The following is a 22,379-nucleotide window of genomic DNA, read 5'->3' as shown; positions in this document are numbered from 1 at the left end:
TCATCCTTTCTTTAACTTTTTCTGTAAGCGATACAATTCGTTCATCGCTTCTAAAGGTGTCATATCAAGTAAATCGATTTTTTTAATTTGCGCCAGTACTGCTGTTTCTTTTTGATCTAGCAGAGGCTTTTCTTGTTTCTTCGAAGACTGTTCTCCTCCAAAGAAAGATAGTTGCGATTCTTCTTCAGTCTCTACTTTCGTTTCCTGTATTTCTGCTATTTCCTCTTTTACAACTACAGGTTCTGGAGCAGCTTCTTGTACTTTTACTTCTACTCGTTTTGGAATAATAATTTCTTCCTGTCCTTCTAGCTGTGCTAACACTTCTTTCGCACGAGCGATTAGGCTATCTGGAAGCTCCGCAAGTTGCGCAACGTGAATTCCGTAACTTTTATCAGCTGCTCCATCTTGAATTTTATGAAGGAATACTACTTTTCCATTCTCTTCAATTGCTGAAACGTGTACATTTTTCAGTTGATCTAAACTCTCTTCTAACACCGTCAATTCGTGATAATGCGTAGAGAATAACGTTTTTGCACCAATTTGGTCATGAATATGTTCAATAATCGCTTGTGCAAGTGCCATACCATCATACGTAGATGTACCGCGTCCAATTTCATCGAATAAAATTAAACTTCTTTCTGATGCGTTTGCAATTGCATTTTTCGCTTCTAACATTTCGACCATAAATGTACTTTGACCTGAAATTAAATCATCCGCTGCACCAATTCTCGTAAAGATTTGGTCAAATACAGGTAATACTGCTTCTGTTGCTGGTACGAAACAACCGATTTGCGACATAACCGTTACAAGTGCTAATTGTCTCATATACGTACTTTTACCAGACATGTTCGGACCTGTAATTAAAAAGACATCCATATTCTCTGGCATAATACAATCATTCGGTACATACAATTTCCCGTTCAATACTTTTTCAACAACAGGATGACGACCATCTTTAATAAAGATTTCGCGCTTCGTTGTCAGTACAGGTTTTACAAACTGTTCTTCTTCACTAACTGTCGCAAAACTTTGCAGTACGTCTAATTCACTAATTACTTTCGCTAAATGTTGTAATTTCGGAATAAATACTTTTACTTCTTCACGAAGTGCTGTAAATAAATCGTATTCTAGCTGTACAATTTTTTCTTCAGCTTCTAAGATTAACGTTTCTTTTTCTTTCAGTTCATCTGTAATGAAACGTTCAGCATTAGCAAGCGTCTGTTTACGCTCATAGCGACCTTCTGGAAGTGCTGCAAGATTCGCTTTCGTTACTTCAATGTAGTAACCGAAAATACGGTTGTATCCGATTTTTAATGATTTAATTCCGGTAATATCACGTTCTCTTTTTTCAAGCTCAGCAATCCACGTTTTCCCGTTTTTACTAACGTAACGATATTGATCAAGCTTGTCATTATAACCATCTTTAATAATATCTCCATCTTTAATCGAAAGCGGTGGGTTTTCTTGAATACTTCTTCCTAGTAATTCTGTTAAGCTTTCACATGGATCTGCACCTTGAATTAATCTCGATGCATAAGCGTTATCTAACAAACTAATTGCTTCTAAAATAGCTGGTACTTGCAGCAATGAACGTCTTAATTGTAATAAGTCTCTTGCATTTACGTTACCAAATGCAACTTTTCCTGCTAAGCGTTCTAAATCATATACTTCTTTTAACTTTTCTTTTAAATCTTCACGTAAGAAGTAATCATTTACAAACGTTTCAACCATTTCTAAACGCTCTTCAATTCTTTCTTTCTGTATAAGTGGACGTTCCATCCACTGTTTTAACATACGACCACCCATAGCTGTTTTCGTCTTATCCAATAACCATAATAGTGATCCTGTTTTCTCTTTCGTTCGAAGTGTTTCTGTCAGTTCTAAATTCCGCTTTGAATGTACATCAATTTTCATAAATTGATTCGTATAATAAATTTCTACTGGTTGCAAATGATCTAAAGAACGTTTTTGTGTTCTTATTACATAGTTAAATAAGCGTCCAACTGCTTTAATTAATTTTGCTTGTGAAACATTTTTCACAAGATGTTCTAATCCTTCCGGAATTGCCGTTGCATCTTCATACGAAATCGTCATTTTCAATGTTTCAGTTAACTTGTTTAGTTCATCTTTAGAAAATGAAGAATCAACAACAATTTCTTTCGAACCAGTTGCATACACTTCTAATAAAATATCTTCTACTGAACCAGTCAATAACGTTACTGTATTTTGTCCAGTCGTTAAGTCGTTACAAGCTAATGCATACGATCCATCTTCAAAATGTGTTAATGCGGCTAAGAAGTTATTTTCTTTCTCATCAATTGTACGCCCTTCCATCATCGTTCCTGGCGTAATTAATTGTACTACTTCACGACGTACTACACCTTTAGCTGTTTTCGGATCTTCTACTTGCTCACAAACAGCTACTTTATATCCTTTTTCAACAAGTTGTTCAATATAGTTTTTAGCCGCATGATACGGTACACCGCACATTGGTATACGTTCACTACTACCGCCATCTCGGCTCGTTAATGTAATTTCAAGTTCATGAGCTGCTTTTACAGCATCCTCAAAGAACATTTCATAAAAATCGCCTAAGCGAAAAAATAAAAAGGCATCTTGATAATCTGCCTTAACCTTTAAATATTGCTGTATCATAGGCGTATATTGAGTCATACTTTTCCTCCATAATTCTTACATGATAATCTATTTTCATATATGTCGCATTTCACGGACACTCTTATCTCCTATTTCAGGAGTCTTTCTTCATTATAACATATTTCATAAAGAATCATGTTCAGTCAGCGCCACTTATGTAAAGTAAAAAGCTAGGAAGAACTTCTCCCTAGCTTTCTATTACTCTTCTTCTGCATCAACGATAAAGTTCGGATCTAATTCTTCAAATTCATCATCAGCAATTTGGAAATCATCATCTGATTCTACGCAGCCTTCAGGATTTACACTTACACAAATTTTCGTTTCTCCAACTACTTCTGTTACAAATTCACGTTCTACAGTTACAACAATTTTATTACCATTTGGTGATACAAGTGCTTCTAAACAATTTGGCGGCTGAATAACACGAGCAATAATTTCTAAATCGTCACCAGAAAAGTTTTTATCACGATAACCAATACTTACTTCGTCCGTATAGTTCACACGTTCTGTTACAACTTCAGTCTTTGTATTTCCATCAAATGAATACCAAGTGTTCACATCATAGAAACCTTCAATTTCCACATGTTTTCCATTCTTTCTTGCTTCGTACGAGTGGTTAATTACCCAGCACCCTAAAATACTTGTTGGCTCATTATTCGATTCACATGTATGCGTTGACTTTGTATACTTACGTCCTTTTCCAACCACTGCTTTTGTAATAATCTCTCTAAATTCGGACATTCGTAACCCTCCTCAATCACTATTCACTTAATCATATGCGTGACAATAGCGGAATGTGTCATTCTTTTTTTGAGAAGAACTTACGTTTAATCCACAAAAAAAAAGAGATGTCAATATGACATCTCTTTAACAACCACAATTTCCTTTTTTACTTTCTACCGCTGCGCCAGTTTCACCCTTTAGTACATCGCCACCAGTTGAAATTAATATTTCATCTGTTACGTTGTTAGAAATTGTACTAGCAACTAACTGTAATAAGTCATTTACGTATGTTTGTGAAGATTTAAATTGTTGTACGACTGGAATACTGTCTAACTTATCTTGCAATGCATCAATTTCAGCTTCTACCTTTTTTAAAGCTTCCCATTTCCCGTAATGTTGCAAGTTTACTGCTTGTTTTTGCAGTGCTTTAATTTCATCGATTGCGCGCTTTACATTTTCATTTTTATGAATTTGCGCCTCTGCTTTCTTAAAAAAATCAACTTCTTCTGTTTCAGAAATCATTTTTGCTAATTCTTTCGCTTGTTCAACAATGTCATCTTTCGAATATACTTTCATCTATTATTTCACCTCAATCGGCTCTTCAACTAATTCCCCGTTAAGAGACCAAGTTTTTGCTTCCGTTATTTTCACTTTCACAAGCTGACCAATTAAAGATTTTGAAGCGACGAAGTTTACAAGTTTATTCGTACGAGTATAACCTGCAAGTACTTCCGGATTATTTTTACTTTCCCCATCAACTAACACTTCTACAATTTGACCTTTGTAACGACTATTCTTTTCAATTGCCAACGTATTTACTAGTGTATTTAAGCGCTGAAGACGTTCTTTCTTTACTTCCATCGGTACATTATCTTTCATTTTTGCAGCTGGTGTACCTTCGCGAGGAGAATAAATGAATGTAAAGGCAGTATCAAACCCTACTTCACGATATAACGACATCGTTTCTTCAAATTGCTCATCTGTTTCATTTGGAAAACCAACGATAATATCTGTTGTTAATACTACATCTGGAATTGCTTCTTTAATTTTTCTTACAAGTTCTAAATAATGCTCACGCGAATATTTACGTGCCATAATTTTCAGCGTATCTGTACTTCCAGATTGAACTGGTAAATGGATATGTTCTACTAGGTTGCCACCTTTTCCAAGCACTTCAATTAAGTGATCATCGAAATCACGTGGATGGCTCGTTGTAAAACGAATACGGGCAATATCAACTTTACGAAGTTCGTCCATTAAATCGCCAAGACCGTATTCTATATCTTCAAAGTCTTTACCATATGCATTTACGTTTTGTCCAAGTAAAGTAATTTCTTTATAACCATTTGCAGCTAAATGACGAATCTCTTGGATAATATCTTCTGGACGTCTACTTCGCTCTTTTCCGCGTGTATACGGTACAATACAATACGTACAGAATTTATCACAGCCATACATAATATTTACCCAAGCTTTAATATCACCACGACGTACTTTCGGAAGGTTTTCAATTACGTCACCTTCTTTTGACCATACTTCAACTACCGTCTCTTTCGAGAACATCGCATCTTTTAGAATGTACGGTAATCTATGAATGTTATGCGTTCCAAATACCATATCTACATGCTGATTTTTTTGCATAATTTTATTTACAACAGATTCCTCTTGAGACATACAACCACATACACCAATTAAAAGGTCTGGATTTCTTCGTTTGAGTGACTTTAAATGGCCTAGCTCACCAAACACCTTATTTTCAGCATTTTCACGAATTGCACAAGTGTTTAATAAAACTACATCTGCATCCTCAGTTGAAAAAGTTGGTTCATATCCAAGTGCTGTGAAAATACCTGCCATTACTTCCGTATCATGCTCATTCATTTGACAACCATATGTACGAATATAGAACTTTCTTCCTGTACCAAAATTGCGAAACTCTTCAGGTAAGCCAAAATCCCGTTCAATTTTAACTTCTTCTTTCCCACGCTTTTTCGCATCCTTTAAGGAAGGTGGTTGATATACACTTTCAAAGTATTTACTATAATCTTTCTCTTCTTTTTTCGTAGAGGACTTTGCTTGTTGACTTGCTAATCGTTGTTGCTCGTTCATCGGTAATCTCCTTTCACCCTTAACTATACACACTCTATAGTCCATTTTAATGCGCTTAGACTCACCTCAAAAATGGTTAGATAGCTTGAGAGATAACTTGTCCTTTGAAACTTGAGTAATCAATCTAATCATTCATAAGAATGAAGTCTTCCCCACGCAAATAGACATTCCCTTTTTATCATTTCTTGTTGTCCTACCCAAAAGCATATTGCTTTATCCCTATAAACATTACCATAGTATGACGTGTTTCGCCAATTTTAACAATAAAGAGGCCCTTTATTATCTTACATTTCATAAGCAATGAACTTGCCATTTTCATACAACGATTTATATATTATTTTATCATTCTGAATTTTCCAAGTAAATAAGGCTACCCTATATTTTTGTACATAAAAAAAGGTTGCCAAATCGGCAACCTCCTCTTCTTACATTACATAAATTCAGCAACAAGCTCATCAAACATTTTCTGATCCATATTTAAATCAGATTTCACTAAAGGCTCTTCACTATAACCTTTAACAAGTTCTTGATATGATGGTTGCTTAGTATTTTGATAAATTAAACCTGTTACTAAACCGTTATTTTCCATTAACGTTTGCATAGCCATCATACGATTAGATGGATCATATCCCTCTACCGTGCTTAGTTTCGTTAAGTTCTCTTTAAACCAATCGTAAGTATTTACTTTATTGTAAGTAACACATGGGCTAAATACGTTAATTAATGAAAATCCTTTATGGTTAATACCAGCTTCAATAATTTGTGTTAATTCTTTTAAATCACTCGAAAAGCTTTGCGCCACAAATGTCGCACCAGCTGTTAAAGCCATTTCCATTACATTTAGTGATGGTTCAATTGAACCTTGTGGTGTGCTTTTCGTTTTAAATCCAGCTTCACTACGTGGTGAAGTTTGCCCTTTTGTTAATCCGTAAATTTGGTTATCCATTACGATGTACGTAATGTCGATATTACGACGAATAGAATGGATTGTATGACCCATACCAATCGCAAATCCATCACCGTCACCACCTGAAGCGATAACTGTTAAATCACGATTTGCCATTTTCACACCTTGTGCAATTGGAAGGGCACGACCATGAATACTATGCACACCATATGAATTAATATAACCTGAAATACGGCCTGAACAGCCGATACCAGAAATAACAGCAAGTTCATCTGGATTTAGGCCAACGTTAGCTGCCGCACGTTGAATTGCAGCTTGCACTGAGAAGTCTCCGCAACCTGGGCACCAGTTTGGCTTTACACTGTTACGAAAGTCCTTAAATGTTGCCATTTAATACAACCCCTTTTTTGCATTCGTTGTAAATCTCTTTCGGCAAGAATGGGTTTCCATCATATTTTAAAAGACTAGAAATTTTCTCACCATTACCAAGATTCATTTTCATAATGTTAGCAAGCTGACCTGTTGCATTGTTTTCTACTACTACAACACGCTTCGCCTTTTTCACAAGTGGATCGATTTCAGCTGTTGGGAACGGGTGAATTAAACGCACATGAGCATGGTTTACTTTCATACCCTCTTGTTCTAAACGCGTCATTGCCCCTTCGATCGCACCACGAGTTGAGTTAAATCCAACAAGCAATACGTCTGCTTCTTCATGCTTAACATTTTTATAAACAGGGGTATTAAACTTCAAGTTCTCCATTTTACGGAAACGTTTGTCCATTTGATCTTTACGGTTTATTGCTGATTCCGATGGTTTTCCAGTTTCATCATGTTCTACACCTGTAACATGGTGAACACCATTTTTCATACCAGGTAAAACACGTGGTGAAACGCCGTCTTCTGTTACTTCATAACGCTTGAAGTATGCTTTATTTTCACGTTCTGGTAATTCTGCTTCTAAATCAAGCTTACCACGACGAATTTCCACTTTATCTAATTTAAGTGGTTCTACTGTTTGTTTTCCTAACGAAAGCTGTAAATCTGTTAAGAAAATAACAGGAACTTGATATTCTTCAGATAAGTTAAATGCTTCTACAATGTCATAGAAAGCTTCTTCAACTGTACTTGGCGCCATTACGATTTTGGGAATTTCACCATGCGTACCGTAAATCATCGCCATTAAGTCAGACTGTTCTTGTTTCGTTGGTAATCCTGTACTTGGGCCGCCACGTTGTGTATCAACAATTACTAATGGGGTTTCTGTAATACCTGCTAAACCGATTGCTTCCATCATTAATGAAAGACCAGGACCAGCAGATGCCGTTAATGTACGAACACCAGCATAGTTTGCACCGATTGCCATTGTACAAGCTGCGATTTCATCCTCAGTTTGGATTACTGTTCCGCCGACTTTCGGTAATTTTTTAATTAAGTATTCCATAATTTCTGATGCAGGTGTGATTGGGTATGCTGACATAAAACGAGCACCACCAGCTACCGCACCAAATGCAATTGCATCGTTTCCAATCATAAACATGCGTTTTTTACCATCAGCTTTTTCAAGCTGCATCATGTTTACTTTCTCACCTAGTAATTCTTTCATATATTGAGAGCCGCGTTTAATTGCGTCCATATTCTTTTGAACGACTTGCTCTCCTTTACGACCAAAGATTTCTTCAACAACATCTAAATAAGCTGTTTCATCTAATCCTAATACTGCACTTGATGCTCCAACAGCAACCATGTTTTTCATTAATGATGTGCCTAATTCTGAAGCAATATCTGTAAACGGTATCACATATAGATTTACATCTGTATTGTCAGGTATTGTTGGATTAAATTTCGCATCCGCAACTACAATTCCACCTGGACGTAGTTCGTGGAAATTAAAATCAATTGTTTCTTGGTCAAAAGCAATTAAAATATCTAAATCATCTGAGATCGCTCGTACTTCTGTTGTACTTACACGAATTTTATTATTTGTATGGCCGCCTTTTATACGTGATGAGAAGTGGCGGTAACCGTATAGGTAATATCCTAATCGGTTTAATGCAATACAGAAAATTTCTCCTGTACTTTCAATTCCTTCACCTTGTTGGCCTCCAACTTTCCATGAAAGTTGACTAATCATCTCCTACACCCCTTTTGGCTGCATTCATTGTAGTGTATTTTTTTACAGTAATAGTTTAGCATTTTTTATGCAAATAAACTACAACGGACGCAAATTATGCCTCTTCTGATTTCCCTGAATCTTTAGTATAAAGCTATTTTGTTTTTCATTCTAGTATTAGGTCTTAAAAAAAGCAATAAAATCAAATGAATTAATTTTGATTTTTCTGAATTTTAAATCGAAATTTAAAAACTCATATGTTCTACAAAATTATCATATAAAAATCGTTCTACAGTAGATGCAGCATAGTGTTTACAAAGCTCATTCATTACATTTTCATAATCTCGATACGCTGATACATTTACAACTGTTTCTAAAATCCCATCAAAATCAGAACCAAATCCTATATTGCGCTCTCCACCTAATGAACAAATATATTCGATATGTCTTACTATATCTGCTACATTCGCTTGTTTTTCTTTTGTTAGAAACTGCGGTACAAAATTGACACCAATCATGCCATTTCGCTTTATAAGAGCTTTAAGTTGTTCATCGTTTAAATTACGTGGGTGCTCGCAAAGTTTCATACAATTTGAGTGGGAAGCAATAGGATTTTTTGCAATCTCTATAACATCCCAAAAACTTCTTTCATTCAAATGAGACACATCAGTCCATACATGTAATGCATTCAGTTCTTGTACAACATGTTTACCAAAAGTCGTTAAACCCGCCCCACGTGTCTCTAGCGCACCATCAGCTAAGAGATTGGCATAATTCCATGTTAGTCCAAAAGAACGTACTCCTAGGCGATACAACAACCGTAATTTCATTGCATCTTTTCCAATTGCTTCGCATCCTTCAATTGTTAATATCGCTCCAATCTCGTCCTGTTTTAATATGTTAATATCATCTTTTGTCTGAATAAACTTCACACCTTGTAGGGATAAAATTTCATTATAAAAAATATCTACCATTTGTAATGCTACTTCAAATCGGTTTTCATATGCCACTGTTTCTGGTACATATATAGCAAAACATTGTATACTTCCTTTTCTTCTCTTTAACTGTTCAAATGTAATATGTAATTGTGAATCATCTTTAAAATTCCTTTTCCCTTGTGCATTCCATAACTGAAGAAGCACGTCACAATGAGCATCAAAAATTTTCATTTTCATTCCTCCATTATAAAAACAACCTGTTTGCATACTGCAAACAGGTTGTTTAAACTTAACGAGGTTCTACAATTAATTTTATTGCTGTACGCTCTTCGCCATCAATCATAATATCTGTAAACGCTGGGATACAAATCAGGTCCAAACCACTAGGCGCTACAAATCCTCTTGCGATTGCTACTGCCTTTACAGCTTGGTTCAATGCACCTGCACCAATAGCTTGAATTTCTGCTGTTCCGCGTTCGCGAATAACACCTGCAAGTGCACCAGCTACAGAATTAGGGACCGACGTTGCTTTAACTTTTAATATTTCCATTCCGCGTTTCCTCCTCGTTTCTTTAAAAAGTATTAGCAATTATTTCACTTTAACTTATATTCACGAGGAATGGCGCGTATTCCTGCTAAATTTTCGTAATTTTTCTAAAAAATTAAAATATAATAACTCATCTAAAATTTAACGAAAATTTACTCAAAAAATGGTTGATCGTCATTAATTAAAATACGTTCAATTTTCTTTGCTTTTCCTGTATTTGGATCCACATCAATTAACACTGCACTTAATTGCGTTCTACCATTTGTTACTTCAAATCGTACTGGTAAGTTTGTTAAAAACTTCTTCAATACTGCTTCTCTGTCCATACCTAATATTCCGTCATACGGCCCTGTCATCCCAACATCTGTAATGTATGCCGTTCCGCTTGGTAAAATACGGTTATCCGCTGTAGGGACATGCGTATGCGTACCTACTACTGCTGTAGCACGTCCATCTACATACCAACCTAGCGCTTGTTTTTCACTTGTAGTCTCCGCATGGAAATCAACAAATATAATATTCGTACGTTTTTTCGCAATATTAATTAATTCATCCACTTTACGGAATGGACAATCAATTGGAGGAAGGAAAGTACGTCCTTGTAAATTAATAACTGCAACTTCTGTTCCATTACAGTTCACAAAGATAAGTCCTTTTCCTGGAGTTCCTTCTGGGAAGTTAGCTGGTCTTGCAAGATATTTTGCATCATCGATGAATTCAAATACTTCACGATTATCCCAAGCGTGGTTTCCAAGTGTAACTGCCTGCGCCCCACACTCTAAAAAGTTTCGATATATTTTTTCTGTAATCCCACGGCCACCTGCTGCATTTTCTCCATTAATGATTGTTACTGTAGGTGTATATTTTTTCTTTAATGCCGGTACGTATTGTTGAATCATACCTCTACCAGGAGATCCTACTACATCCCCAACAAATAATATTCTCATAGGTCTTACCCTTTCTATGTACTGCATTTTTTATTGCTATAGCATCAAGTAAATTCCTTATAATATCTTTATTATAAGTTTGTTTCACTTTTATGCTATATAACTAACTGTCTTTATTTTATCCAATTCCAACACAAAAAAATAAAGTGGTGTTTCACCACTTTATTTTGCGTATTCCACTGCACGTGTTTCACGAATAACAGTTACTTTAATATGTCCTGGGTAATCCAGTTCATTTTCAATACGTTTTCGGATTTCACGAGCTAAACGATGAGCTTCTAAGTCATCGATTGTATCTGGTTTTACCAAAATACGAACTTCACGTCCTGCTTGAATTGCAAATGATTTTTCAACGCCTTCATAAGACTCTGAAATCTCTTCTAACTTTTCAAGACGACGAATATAGTTTTCAAGTGTTTCACTACGAGCTCCCGGTCTTGCAGCTGATAAAGCATCTGCTGCTGCAACTAAAACTGCAATGATAGAAGTTGGTTCTGTGTCACCATGGTGAGATGCGATACTGTTTATAACTACAGGATGCTCTTTGTATTTCGTTGCGAGTTCAACACCAATTTCAACGTGGCTACCTTCTACTTCATGGTCAATCGCTTTTCCGATATCATGTAATAGACCAGCACGTCTTGCTAGTTTTTCATCCTCGCCAAGCTCTGCTGCCATAAGTCCAGTTAAATATGCAACTTCCATAGAGTGTTTTAAGACGTTTTGACCATAACTTGTACGGTATTTTAAACGACCTAAAATTTTAATTAAATCTGGGTGTAATCCGTGAACACCCACTTCAAACGTTGTTTGCTCTCCGACTTCGCGAATATACTCGTCCACTTCACGTCTTGATTTTTCGACCATTTCTTCAATACGCGCTGGGTGAATACGTCCGTCCTGTACTAATTTATCAAGAGCGATACGAGCTGTTTCACGACGAATTGGGTCGAATCCAGAAAGGATTACCGCCTCTGGTGTATCATCGATAATTAAGTCAATACCCGTTAACGTTTCTAACGTACGAATATTACGACCTTCACGCCCGATAATACGTCCCTTCATTTCGTCATTTGGAAGATTTACAACCGAAACGGTTGTTTCAGCAACATGATCAGCTGCACATCTTTGCATTGCAAGAGATAAAATCTCTTTTGCTTTCTTATCCGCTTCTTCTTTCGCGCGAACTTCACTTTCTTTTACCATAACAGCGATTTCATGAGAAACTTCACTTTCTACTTTACCAAGAATAATTGCTTTCGCTTGTTCGCGTGTCAGATTGGAAATGCGCTCTAATTCTGTTTGTTGCTTTTGAACTAACTTTCCCACTTTGCTTTCCAACTCTTCAATCTGTTGTTGTCTCGCTACAAGAGATTCCTCTTTCTTCTCTAACTGTTGCTCACGTTTATCGAGCGTTTCGTCTTTACGATCAAGGTTCTCTTCTTTTTGCATTAAACGATTTTCTTGTTTTTGTAATTCGCTTCTACGGTCACGAATTTCTAATTCAGCTTCTGTACGAAGTGTATGAATTTCATCCTTTGCTTCTAAAAGCGCTTCTTTCTTAAGTGCTTCAGCATCACGATTCGCTTCGTCTAAAATACGTCTCGCTTCATTAGCCGCACCATTAATCTTCGCTTCAGCAATAGACTTTCGAACAAAAAAGCCAACAACTGCACCGACTGTTGCAAGCAAAATGGAGATGAGTATCCAAACTGTACTCGTCATGATTTCACCTCCCCTTGCTATGAATGAAAAAAGACTGTCGGCATGTACATTGAATTACAACATACAGCAAAGACCGTTGTCCCGCTTTTTTAAGGGACTTTCTTCATTTCACAATTAAAATGTCATATTATTATTTCGGTAAGATTTAAACCTTACTCCGAATATTACTTCTCTTCTTGAGAAGAGTATATTGTATATAAGAAAAAATATACATTCTCATTGTATCTATCGTAATTTTCATTGTCAAGCGTTGTCTACTTTTACTTTCTTTACCTTCAGCCTTGAATGTGACCTAAATTTAAAAAGTAAGGAGCCTACTATACTGGAAAACCTTAGTAATTCCCATTTCTTTTCCTTAAAATATTAAAATATCCCTCTTTACACAACCCATTTGAAGTAAAAAAATATTTTTATCTATAGTATTATGCTCCTTAATAGTAGATAAAAAAATAAAAGACCCGAGGCCGTGTCTTTTATTTTTTTAATCAAGAAGAGTTGAATCTTCTGCGCCCTCAGCACCAGAATCTTCACTAATTCCGTGATGCTCACGAATAAAGAAGGCAATTTCTTCTCTTAAATCTGTATTTTCTTTTAAGAACTGCTTCGAATTTTCACGACCTTGTCCTAGGCGTTCTTCATTATAAGAATACCAAGCACCGCTCTTTTGAACAATATCAAGCTCAGAAGCCATATCCAAGATTTCACCTTCTCTTGAAATACCTTCTCCGTACATAATATCAACTTCCGCAACACGGAATGGTGGTGCTACTTTATTTTTTACTACTTTTACTTTTGTTTTATTACCAACGATGTCGTTACCTTGCTTTAATTGCTCCGCACGACGCACTTCAAGACGGACAGTTGAATAGAATTTCAACGCACGACCACCTGGAGTTGTTTCTGGCACTATCTATAGATTTTCCATCTCTATAGTCCGGACTATCTCTTCATCTCTTTACAGAGAGCCTTGCACTTCCAGCAGTAGCCTATCATCTGCCGTACCCTACTCAGTTAACTAAAAGTCCTTTTCGGTAGTCTCTACACCTTCCCCATATCACTATGGAGCTTGGCACGGTATTACCCTAAATAATGGTGGGCTTCACCGTTAGCAACTATATGGATAGTTACACCCTTAGGCAATAAGGTTCACAAGGTTTTTTAACATGCTATCACTAGCAAGGGAAACCCATGGTAAACTCCTTAATCTTTTCGATTAAGCAACTTGTAGTTGATTTCCGAACATAACCCCAACTTTTTCACGAATTTGGTTAATAAAGATTGCAATTGTTTTTGATTTGTTGATTGCTCCTGAAAGCTTACGAAGTGCTTGTGACATTAAACGTGCTTGTAAACCTACGTGTGAGTCACCCATGTCGCCTTCAATCTCTGCTTTCGGTACAAGAGCTGCTACAGAGTCAATTACGATAATGTCAACCGCACCACTTCGTACAAGTGCTTCCGCGATTTCTAATCCTTGTTCCCCTGTATCAGGCTGTGATAATAGTAATTCATCTATGTTAACGCCTAATTTTTGTGCATATACAGGATCCATTGCGTGCTCCGCATCGATGAATGCTGCTTGTCCACCTTGACGTTGTACTTCTGCAATTGCATGTAATGAAACTGTCGTTTTACCTGAACTTTCAGGTCCGTAAATTTCGATAATACGGCCACGTGGATATCCGCCTACTCCTAGTGCCACATCAAGTGCTAAAGAACCACTAGAAACCGTAGAAACTCTACGCTCTGCTTGTTCTCCTAATTTCATAATTGAACCTTTACCGAATTGCTTCTCTATTTGTTTTAACGCCATATCTAACGCCGCTTGACGATCACTCATTCAAAATTCCTCCTTAACTGAATTGCTAATCTTATTATACCTATTTTCAATTCAATTTGCCAACAAAAATCGAACATTTATTCGATTTTTTTATTTTCTATCAAATAATATCTAAATTTAACCGTAAAAAAAAAACTAGAAGAAACTTATATCTCTTCTAGCTTTTTATATAAATGATAAAATCCATATTTTGCTGTTCGTTCTCTAATTTGTTGACGACTTCCGCTTAAATTAAGAGGAAAGACTACAGTTGGTTCATCCTTAATCGAAAGCCCAACAAATACTGTTCCTGGTTCTTTCTGTTCTGAAGCATCTGGCCCTGCTACCCCAGTGAAACTAATTCCGATATCCGCTTTTAGTACATCCTTAACATTTTCAGCAAGATAACGAGCACATTCTTTACTAACTGCACCATCAGTATGCAATACTTCTTCAGGCACACGTAAAACATGTTGCTTCACATCATTATGATAACAAATGACACCGCCTTTAAATACAGAAGAAACACCAGCGTTTTCAGTTACTTGATTTCCAAAAAGACCACCTGTTAAACTTTCTGCACACGCTAAAGTTAACCCTTTTCTCTTCAATAACTCGATTGCCTTATAATGCAAAAATTCTTGGTCATATCCGTAGAAAAATTCTCCTACTCTTTCTAAAATCAAATCTTCCACATGTTGAATTAGTTTCTCCGCTTCCCTAACATTTTCATGCTTAGCGGTTAAACGTAATGTCACTTCTCCATCATTTGCTAATGGGGCAATTGTTGGGTTTGTTTGTCCATCAATTAAATCTTGCACTTTCACCTCCAATTGGGACTCCCCAATACCAAAGAAACGAAGCACACGAGAATAAATGTTTTCTCCTGTTGTAAAATTACGTAAAAAAGGCTCTACATAACTTACATACATTGGTTTCATTTCTTTTGGCGGCCCTGGTAATAAAATATAAACTTTTCCGTTCTTATTTACCCCCATACCTGGCGCCATACCGTGGTTATTTGCAAATACTGTTGCTCCATTTAAAACGAGCGCTTGCTTTTTATTATTCTCCGTAAATTCACGGCCTGTACGCTTAAAGTAATTACTTATTAAGGCTAATGCCTTTTCATCATACACAAGCTCTTCATCTAAACTAGCAGCTATCGTTTCTTTCGTTAAATCATCTTTTGTCGGTCCTAATCCACCTGTAAAAATAAGTATATCAGCACGTTCTTCCGCAGCTGCAATCGCCTTTTGCAGTCGCTTATTATTATCACCAACAACAGTATGATAGTACACGTTAATTCCGATTGAAGCTAACTTTTCAGATAAAAACTGGGCGTTTGTATTTGCAATTTGTCCAAGTAATAATTCAGTTCCAACCGCAATAATCTCAGCATTCATCCCAATTCCCCCATAAACTTCTATTTTGAGTTTACAAAAGCAGCTCTATTTTTCCAGAAATAATCCCATCCTGAAATAACAGTAAAGATTAATGCAATCCATATGAAGATATCCGCAACTGGAATATGGATTAAATTTAAAGGTACATCGTGTAATAAATATGCTGCAATCGCAATAATTTGTGTCCATGTCTTAATTTTTCCTAGCTGATTTGCTGCAACTACTTCCCCTGTTCCAGCAAGTACAAGACGTAAACCTGTTACAGCAAACTCACGACTGATAATTACAATAACAATCCAAGCCGGTACATATTGCATCTCTACCAATGTAATAAGTGCTGCCGAAACAAGCAATTTATCAGCTAACGGGTCAAGAAACTTCCCTAAATTCGTTACAAGATTATACTTTCTTGCGTAATGTCCATCAATCCAATCTGTAGCTGAAGCAATGATAAAGATAAGTGCCCCCACTAAATGTTGAATTGGCAAATCAACATCACCAATTTTGTATGAACCCCAATCAAAGGGCGCTAACATAATTACCATAAAAATTGGAATTAAGAAGATTCTAGATATTGTAATTTTATTTGGTAAATTCACAGCTATTCCTCCATCATATCAAAAACATTTGTTCATCGAAAAAAAGTCATCGAAGCGATGACTGTTATTGTGCTGGTTGCTCTATCCCTTGGTTTTTAATCACCAATCTTTGGTGATATTCTTTTTGTGGATCTAGCGGGAAAGCAAGCACTTGGCCATTCAGTTTAATTTCAACATTCGGTGCACTTCCAATATTAAGTCGTACTTCTTTTAATGTTGATACATCGCGTTTCTCTGTTTGACCGCTTTGTACTGTAGTGTTTAGAATTTCGTTACCCGCATCATCCTTAACATCTACATAACTTGTACCCTTAGCTGAAATTTCCAGTTCTAATGTTTTATTATTATGAATTTCCAAAGTAGATACCTTTCCAGTTGTTCCAACTACTTTCACTTCTTGCTGTCCAATTGGTTGTGCTGGTTGCTCCTCTTTCTTTGGTTCTTCTTTCTTTGGTTCCTCTTTTTTTGGCTCTTCCGCTTTCACTTCATCTTTCTTCGTATCTAACGGAGAATCTTTCGCTTTTTGAACTTCAATTTTCTCACTTTGAGCGCTTGGGACTTTTTCATCATCTTTTCCAGTTAACGCTTGAAACACAAACCAGATTACCACTCCAACTGCGATAACTAACAGCGCAACTAAGATTTTCGGCATGTGATCTGCAATTGGCCATGATGAAGATTTTTGCATTGTTTCTTGTGTTTTTTGTCCCGTTGATACTTGTGGAACTTCACGCTTTTCAGATTGTGGTATCGTACTCTGATGTTCTACAAGCAGTTCCTCTCCATTTAATCCAACCGCATCTGCGTATTGTTTAATGAATGCACGCGCATAAAAAGCTCCTGGCAATACATCATAATTGCCTTCTTCAATTGCCACTAAATGGCGTTTTTGAATTTTTGTAATCTCATGCAGCTGATCAATAGACAAGCCTTTCGCTTCTCTTGCTTCTTTCAGCTTTTGTCCCAATTCCGTCACTACTAACACCTCAATATTTCTTTAAAAGTCAAACATAGAGAAATTATTTTGCGTACCTTGCTCAATTTCATCTACTAAATTATATTGAATTTCTTCATCATAATCGTTACGCAACTCGATAATATAATCAAAATCATCCAATGTGTATTCTGACTGACTCACAAATACATCAGGATGTTCCACAACTTTCGTTGCAGGCAATCTCATAATTTCACGAACGAGCTGCCAATGTCTTTCGTTAGCACGCTTCGTTGACACAATTCCATCTAGGATGAAAATATTGTCATCGCTATACTCATCTTCAATTAATTGACTGCGAACAGTTTGCTTAATAAGAGTAGATGATACAAATAACCACCTTTTATTTGCACAAACACTTGCAGCAACAATGGATTCTGTTTTTCCGACACGAGGCATTCCGCGTATCCCAATTAGTTTATGGCCTTCTTTTTTCATGATTTCTGCCATAAAGTCTACAAGTAAGCCTAATTCATCACGCACAAATCGAAATGTTTTCTTATCATCTGCATCTCGTTGTATATACCTACCATGCCTAACCGCTAGCTTATCTCTTAGCTTGGGCGGACGATATTTCGTTACCGTTATGTTATCCATCGTATTTAAAATTGATTCAAGTCTAGAGATTTGCTCTTGATTATCACACATGAGGAGTAACCCACGTCGTGCATTATCTACACCATTAATTGTGACAATATTAATGCCGAGCATACCGATTAACGAAGAAACGTCACCAAGCAAGCCAGGTCGGTTTTTATGTATTTCATATTCAAAATACCATTCAATCATCCAAGATCACTCCCCTTGCTTACTTTACACCTACGTACTATATTATATGATTTCACCCTAATAGGGAAGCTAAATGTATAATCTATCCTGTGTAATTATTATACAAAAAAAGTAGAGAGGAGAATCTCCTCTCTACTTTTACTTATGTTGTACGAACTTAACCATTAAATTTGCAATTGTATGTTGCTCCTGTTCATCAGCAACTTTCCAAAGCTCAGCTAATAATTTCTCTTGGTCATTGCGTCCTTCTACTTCATTAGCAAGATAGTCGCCAACACGAAATGCCATATCTGATACCGCACCGCCATCTAAACCTTTGTCTTGCGCTTGCTCTAAACGTTCTCCTAAAAAGCTCTTCCACTGATCAAAATTATCTAATACTGACATAATTAAGCACCTCACTATTGAGTAATAAAATCATCCTTAATTTGTGCAACTATTCATTTTTTATGTAAGAATTTTTTAGCAGTGCCAACCGCCATTCACTCCGATAATTTGTCCAGTTATGTAAGACGCTCCTGGTGATACGAGAAATGAAACTGTTTTCGCTACTTCTTCTGGTAATCCTATTCTACCTAATGGTATATCTTCAGCAATTCCCATTTTATCTTCTTCAGAAAAAACACTTAACATTTCCGTTTCAATTGCTCCTGGTGCTACTGCATTCACACGTAATCCACTTAAAGAAACTTCTTTCGCTAAAGCTTTCACATATGAATTTTGCGCCCCTTTTACCATTGAATAAAGTACTTCACAAGAAGCCCCTATTTGTCCCCATATAGATGAAACAATTACAATATTACCACTTCTTCTCCCGATCATAGGCGGAAGTGCCATAGAAAGTAATTTATATACGTTCTTCACTTGAAGTTCTACCATATAATCCAATTCATCGTTTGTTACATCTGTTACTAATCCAAAAATACTCTTCCCCGCTGCGTATACAATAACATCAATAGGATGTTCAATTTGTCCCCACAATCGTTCTGCTCCATCACTAGAAGCTAAATTAGCTTGAACAGGGATAACTTCTCCCCATGCCTTCTGCAATTCCAATACCTTTTCTTCACTGTTATTGTAATGAACATAAACTGTATATCCATCTTGAATTAATTGTTTCGAAATAGCAGAGCCAATCCCTCCGCTCCCTCCAGTTACTAACGCATACTTTTTCATAAATTCCCTCTCTTATCTCTACAACTTCAATTTTCACACAACTAAATAATACCCTCATCTTACAATTTTTCAATGATAAGATGAGGGTATCTTTAAAATTTTATTTTTTCGGTAACACCTGACAAACACTCATTTTTTCTTCTGATAACAATAATCCCGCTACTTCTTGTAAGTCTTGAACGGTTAGTCCTTCTAATACAGTCAATGCATCAAATAGGCTAGATTCATTAAACGCGTATCGTGTAAATTGATTTGCAATATATTCTGGTGAATTTAAAGAGCGTAAAAAACCACCAATTTTCTTTTTCTTCACTCGTTCTAATGCCGCCGCATCTAATTGATCATAATCTGTTTTTAATAAAATATCTTTTAAACGATCTGCCAATTCATCAGGTTGTTTCGTATCACCACCAACCATTGCAAAACCGAAGTTATTTTCTTCTGTATAGTCATACGAGAATGAATCATCAATAAGTCCTTCATTATATAAAGCTTCGTAATGAACCGAACTTTTTCCAAATAAATAATCTAAAAGTAACGTAAGCGCAATTTCTTGTTTTAAAAGCGCTTGCCCCTTTTCTTTTAAATTAGTCGCTTTAATACCAACTAAACATTTCGGCGTTTGCACAGGCATTGAAATAATTTTTTTCTTTTCATTTACCTCATTTGGTTCTTCTTCAAATGAACGCACAATTTCTGGCTCGTTTTTATAATCTTTTTTCGCTTGATTTTCACGTACTAAATCCATTGTTTTCTCTGGATCAATTGCACCCACAACAAATAATAACATATTGCTCGGATGATAAAATGTTTCATAACATTCATATAATAAATCTTTCGTAATTTTACTAATAGATTCGATTGTCCCCGCAATATCAATTTTAATTGGGTGTTTTACAAATAAGCTATCAATTAACCCAAAGTACAAACGCCAATCTGGGTTATCTTGATACATTTGAATTTCTTGCCCAATAATCCCCTTCTCTTTTTCAACCGTTTTTTCAGAGAAATAGGGCTCTTGTACGAAGTTTAGCAATGTATTTAAATTTTGTTCTACGTTTGAAGTACCTGAAAAAAGGTAAGCTGTTCGTGTGAAGGATGTAAAAGCATTTGCCGATGCTCCTTGTTTACTAAACAATTGGAAAGCATCGTGATCTTCTTTTTCAAATAATTTATGCTCAAGAAAATGTGCAATCCCATCTGGCACACGAATCATTTCTTCTTTCCCTAATGGTACAAATGTATTATCTACAGAACCATATTTCGTCGTAAACGTCGCAAATGTTTTATTAAATCCTTGTTTCGGTAAAACATATACATCTAATCCGTTAGGAAGTTTTTCATAATAGAGTGTTTCTTTTAATTGCTCATAAACAATTTTCTCCATTTACTCTCCCTCCGTTCCTTGTAAAAAGTAAATTGTATCTAGTTCAATATTTTTAGCAACTTTTACAATTTCTTCTTTTGTCACACTTTCTATACCTGTAAGCCATTCTTCAACTGGACGTGTACGATCTGAAATAATACCATGATATAGCATTTCTACAAAGCCACGTGGTGTATCAATTGCCTCTAATATTTGATTTTGGATGACACTTTTTGTTTGATGTATTTCTTCTTCAGAAAACTCTCCGTTTTGCATCGCAAGCATTTGTTCTTTAATAATCTCAACTGCTTTTTCATAATTTTTCGCTTCAATTCCTGACATAACAAATAATAAACCTTTATGACTTTCAAAGCGCGATGCTGCATAGTACGCTAAACTATTTTTTTCACGCACATTTACGAATAACTTCGAATGAGAAAAGCCACCAAACAATCCATTGAACAATTGCAATGCAAAATAATCTTCATCTTTATATGTGACAAATGTACGATAACCGATGTGTAATTTACTTTGTTTTAATTCTTGTTTTTCAACAACTTCTTTTTCTTCATTATTTCGTCTATGAAGGAGTACATTTCTTTCTCTCACTGGACGAGCTGAAATAGAAAAATACTTACTTACAAGATCAACGGCGTTTTCTGAAATATCACCAATAATATATAGATCCATTTCATCTTCCGCTAACACCTTTTGATAATATTGATACAGACTTTCATTTGTAATAGACATAACACTCTCTTTTTTTCCATTTGCACTTAAACGATACGGTTCTACTTTGCACATTTCTTCAATTAAACGCTCGTTTGCATAACGCATTTTATCGTCATAAGTAGCTTCAATTCTCTGTAACAGTGCTCTTTTTTCACTTTCTACGATAGAAGATAGGAAACCGTTGCCCTCCGTTGCTGGATGTAACACAATATCTGACAACATAGAAAGCGCTTTTTCAAATAACGGTGGTGCATCATGTAAGTAAAATTCATTTGCAATGTCTACATAAATGGAGATAATATGGTCTTCCCCTTTTTTACTTACATCTACCGCTAAAGAAGATCCGTATAATTCTTCTAAATATTGACGAAGACGAATTACAGAAGGTAATTTTTCTGTCGCACTTTGCAATACGTATGGCAATAGGGCACGCTCTGTCACCGTCTCCTCATTTAAAGGCGCTTTAAAACGAAATACAAAGGTATTCGTTTTATATTTATCAGTCGGAATAATATGTACGCGCAAACCATCTAACTCATGTAGTTGTTGTTCCATTAGTTTCATTTATAGCCCTCCTTTACGTATATAGGAATATTCCTCTTCAATATACAGTTTTTAGAAATAAAAAATCAACTTTTCTCCCTTATTATGCTTACATATGATTCTTTCTAAAAACTTTAATATGTAAGGAACATAGTAAAATTCCGTATTAAATATATTCTATGTAAAAAAGCCCACACTAATTGAACTGAACCCAAAAAATTAGACAAATATATTAAGCAGCTACTAAGGATTGAACTCTGTATTGCACAGGGGACAATCCTTTTAGTTTTG

18 protein-coding genes and 2 pseudogenes are annotated in these 22,379 nt (G+C 35.9%); all 20 read right to left on the bottom strand.

Annotated elements, in window-relative coordinates; genetic code table 11:
• The 20 genes and pseudogenes from mutS to yfmF all read right to left on the bottom strand — a co-directional run bounded on the left by mutS (position 1) and on the right by yfmF (position 22,109).
• The gene (gene mutS / locus MR169_RS12045; protein WP_000196027.1) at positions 1-2,673 is read right to left on the bottom strand and encodes a DNA mismatch repair protein MutS; all 2,673 of its coding nucleotides are present in this window, start codon (positions 2,671-2,673) and stop codon (positions 1-3) included.
• A gap of 180 nt (positions 2,674-2,853) precedes the next feature.
• A complete protein-coding gene (cotE, locus tag MR169_RS12040; RefSeq protein ID WP_001288799.1) occupies positions 2,854-3,396 on the bottom strand; it encodes an outer spore coat protein CotE in 543 nt (180 codons plus the stop codon).
• Positions 3,397-3,522: 126 nt separating this feature from the next.
• Positions 3,523-3,954, bottom strand: coding sequence for a YlbF/YmcA family competence regulator (locus MR169_RS12035; protein WP_000870461.1), 432 nt, complete (start codon positions 3,952-3,954; stop codon positions 3,523-3,525).
• Positions 3,955-3,957: 3 nt separating this feature from the next.
• Positions 3,958-5,487, bottom strand: a complete 1,530-nt coding sequence (gene miaB / locus MR169_RS12030; protein ID WP_242319450.1) for a tRNA (N6-isopentenyl adenosine(37)-C2)-methylthiotransferase MiaB — start codon at positions 5,485-5,487, stop codon at positions 3,958-3,960.
• 430 nt (positions 5,488-5,917) lie between these two features.
• On the bottom strand, positions 5,918-6,784 hold the full coding sequence (locus MR169_RS12025) for a 2-oxoacid:ferredoxin oxidoreductase subunit beta (RefSeq protein ID WP_000190155.1): 867 nt from the start codon (positions 6,782-6,784) through the stop codon (positions 5,918-5,920).
• The gene (locus MR169_RS12020) at positions 6,771-8,528 is read right to left on the bottom strand and encodes a 2-oxoacid:acceptor oxidoreductase subunit alpha (protein WP_242319449.1); all 1,758 of its coding nucleotides are present in this window, start codon (positions 8,526-8,528) and stop codon (positions 6,771-6,773) included. Before MR169_RS12020 ends, MR169_RS12025 begins: the two co-directional genes overlap by 14 nt.
• Before the next feature lie 224 nt (positions 8,529-8,752).
• Positions 8,753-9,676, bottom strand: a complete 924-nt coding sequence (locus tag MR169_RS12015) for a dipeptidase (RefSeq protein WP_242319448.1) — start codon at positions 9,674-9,676, stop codon at positions 8,753-8,755.
• A gap of 58 nt (positions 9,677-9,734) precedes the next feature.
• Complete coding sequence (gene spoVS / locus MR169_RS12010) at positions 9,735-9,995, bottom strand: stage V sporulation protein SpoVS (protein WP_000404341.1); 261 nt, start codon at positions 9,993-9,995, stop codon at positions 9,735-9,737.
• Positions 9,996-10,144: 149 nt separating this feature from the next.
• The gene (locus MR169_RS12005) at positions 10,145-10,939 is read right to left on the bottom strand and encodes a TIGR00282 family metallophosphoesterase (RefSeq protein ID WP_001221095.1); all 795 of its coding nucleotides are present in this window, start codon (positions 10,937-10,939) and stop codon (positions 10,145-10,147) included.
• Positions 10,940-11,101: 162 nt separating this feature from the next.
• Positions 11,102-12,664, bottom strand: a complete 1,563-nt coding sequence (rny, locus tag MR169_RS12000) for a ribonuclease Y (RefSeq protein WP_242319447.1) — start codon at positions 12,662-12,664, stop codon at positions 11,102-11,104.
• Between the two features lie 481 nt (positions 12,665-13,145).
• Positions 13,146-13,568: pseudogene (locus MR169_RS11995) on the bottom strand (recombinase RecA family protein); the annotation flags it as partial.
• Positions 13,569-13,895: 327 nt separating this feature from the next.
• Positions 13,896-14,504: pseudogene (gene recA / locus MR169_RS11990) on the bottom strand (recombinase RecA); the annotation flags it as partial.
• A 146-nt stretch (positions 14,505-14,650) separates the two neighbouring features.
• Positions 14,651-15,889, bottom strand: a complete 1,239-nt coding sequence (locus MR169_RS11985; RefSeq protein ID WP_016118518.1) for a competence/damage-inducible protein A — start codon at positions 15,887-15,889, stop codon at positions 14,651-14,653.
• A gap of 20 nt (positions 15,890-15,909) precedes the next feature.
• Positions 15,910-16,488, bottom strand: coding sequence for a CDP-diacylglycerol--glycerol-3-phosphate 3-phosphatidyltransferase (gene pgsA, locus MR169_RS11980; RefSeq protein ID WP_001052967.1), 579 nt, complete (start codon positions 16,486-16,488; stop codon positions 15,910-15,912).
• A gap of 64 nt (positions 16,489-16,552) precedes the next feature.
• Positions 16,553-17,464 carry a helix-turn-helix domain-containing protein gene (locus tag MR169_RS11975; protein ID WP_016118519.1) on the bottom strand — a complete coding sequence of 304 codons (912 nt, stop codon included), beginning with the start codon at positions 17,462-17,464 and terminating at the stop codon, positions 16,553-16,555.
• 21 nt (positions 17,465-17,485) lie between these two features.
• Entirely contained in the window at positions 17,486-18,271 is a 786-nt protein-coding gene (locus MR169_RS11970; protein ID WP_000574107.1) for a DUF3388 domain-containing protein, read from the bottom strand.
• 138 nt (positions 18,272-18,409) lie between these two features.
• Positions 18,410-18,658, bottom strand: a complete 249-nt coding sequence (locus tag MR169_RS11965) for a DUF3243 domain-containing protein (RefSeq protein WP_000114450.1) — start codon at positions 18,656-18,658, stop codon at positions 18,410-18,412.
• Between the two features lie 75 nt (positions 18,659-18,733).
• Positions 18,734-19,447 carry an elongation factor P 5-aminopentanone reductase gene (gene ymfI / locus MR169_RS11960; RefSeq protein ID WP_000759607.1) on the bottom strand — a complete coding sequence of 238 codons (714 nt, stop codon included), beginning with the start codon at positions 19,445-19,447 and terminating at the stop codon, positions 18,734-18,736.
• 100 nt (positions 19,448-19,547) lie between these two features.
• Positions 19,548-20,834, bottom strand: coding sequence for an EF-P 5-aminopentanol modification-associated protein YfmH (gene yfmH, locus MR169_RS11955; RefSeq protein WP_242319446.1), 1,287 nt, complete (start codon positions 20,832-20,834; stop codon positions 19,548-19,550).
• Positions 20,835-22,109 (bottom strand): EF-P 5-aminopentanol modification-associated protein YfmF, encoded by a 1,275-nt coding sequence (gene yfmF, locus MR169_RS11950; RefSeq protein WP_000772404.1) that lies wholly within the window; start codon positions 22,107-22,109, stop codon positions 20,835-20,837.
• Positions 22,110-22,379: the final 270 nt, after the last annotated feature.

It is taken from the genome of Bacillus cereus group sp. BfR-BA-01349, from assembly GCF_022663795.1.
Taxonomy (GTDB): Bacteria; Bacillota; Bacilli; order Bacillales; family Bacillaceae_G; genus Bacillus_A; species Bacillus_A cereus.
The sequence above is the reverse complement of the archived record's forward strand: the minus strand, read 5'-3'. Positions and strand labels throughout refer to the sequence as shown.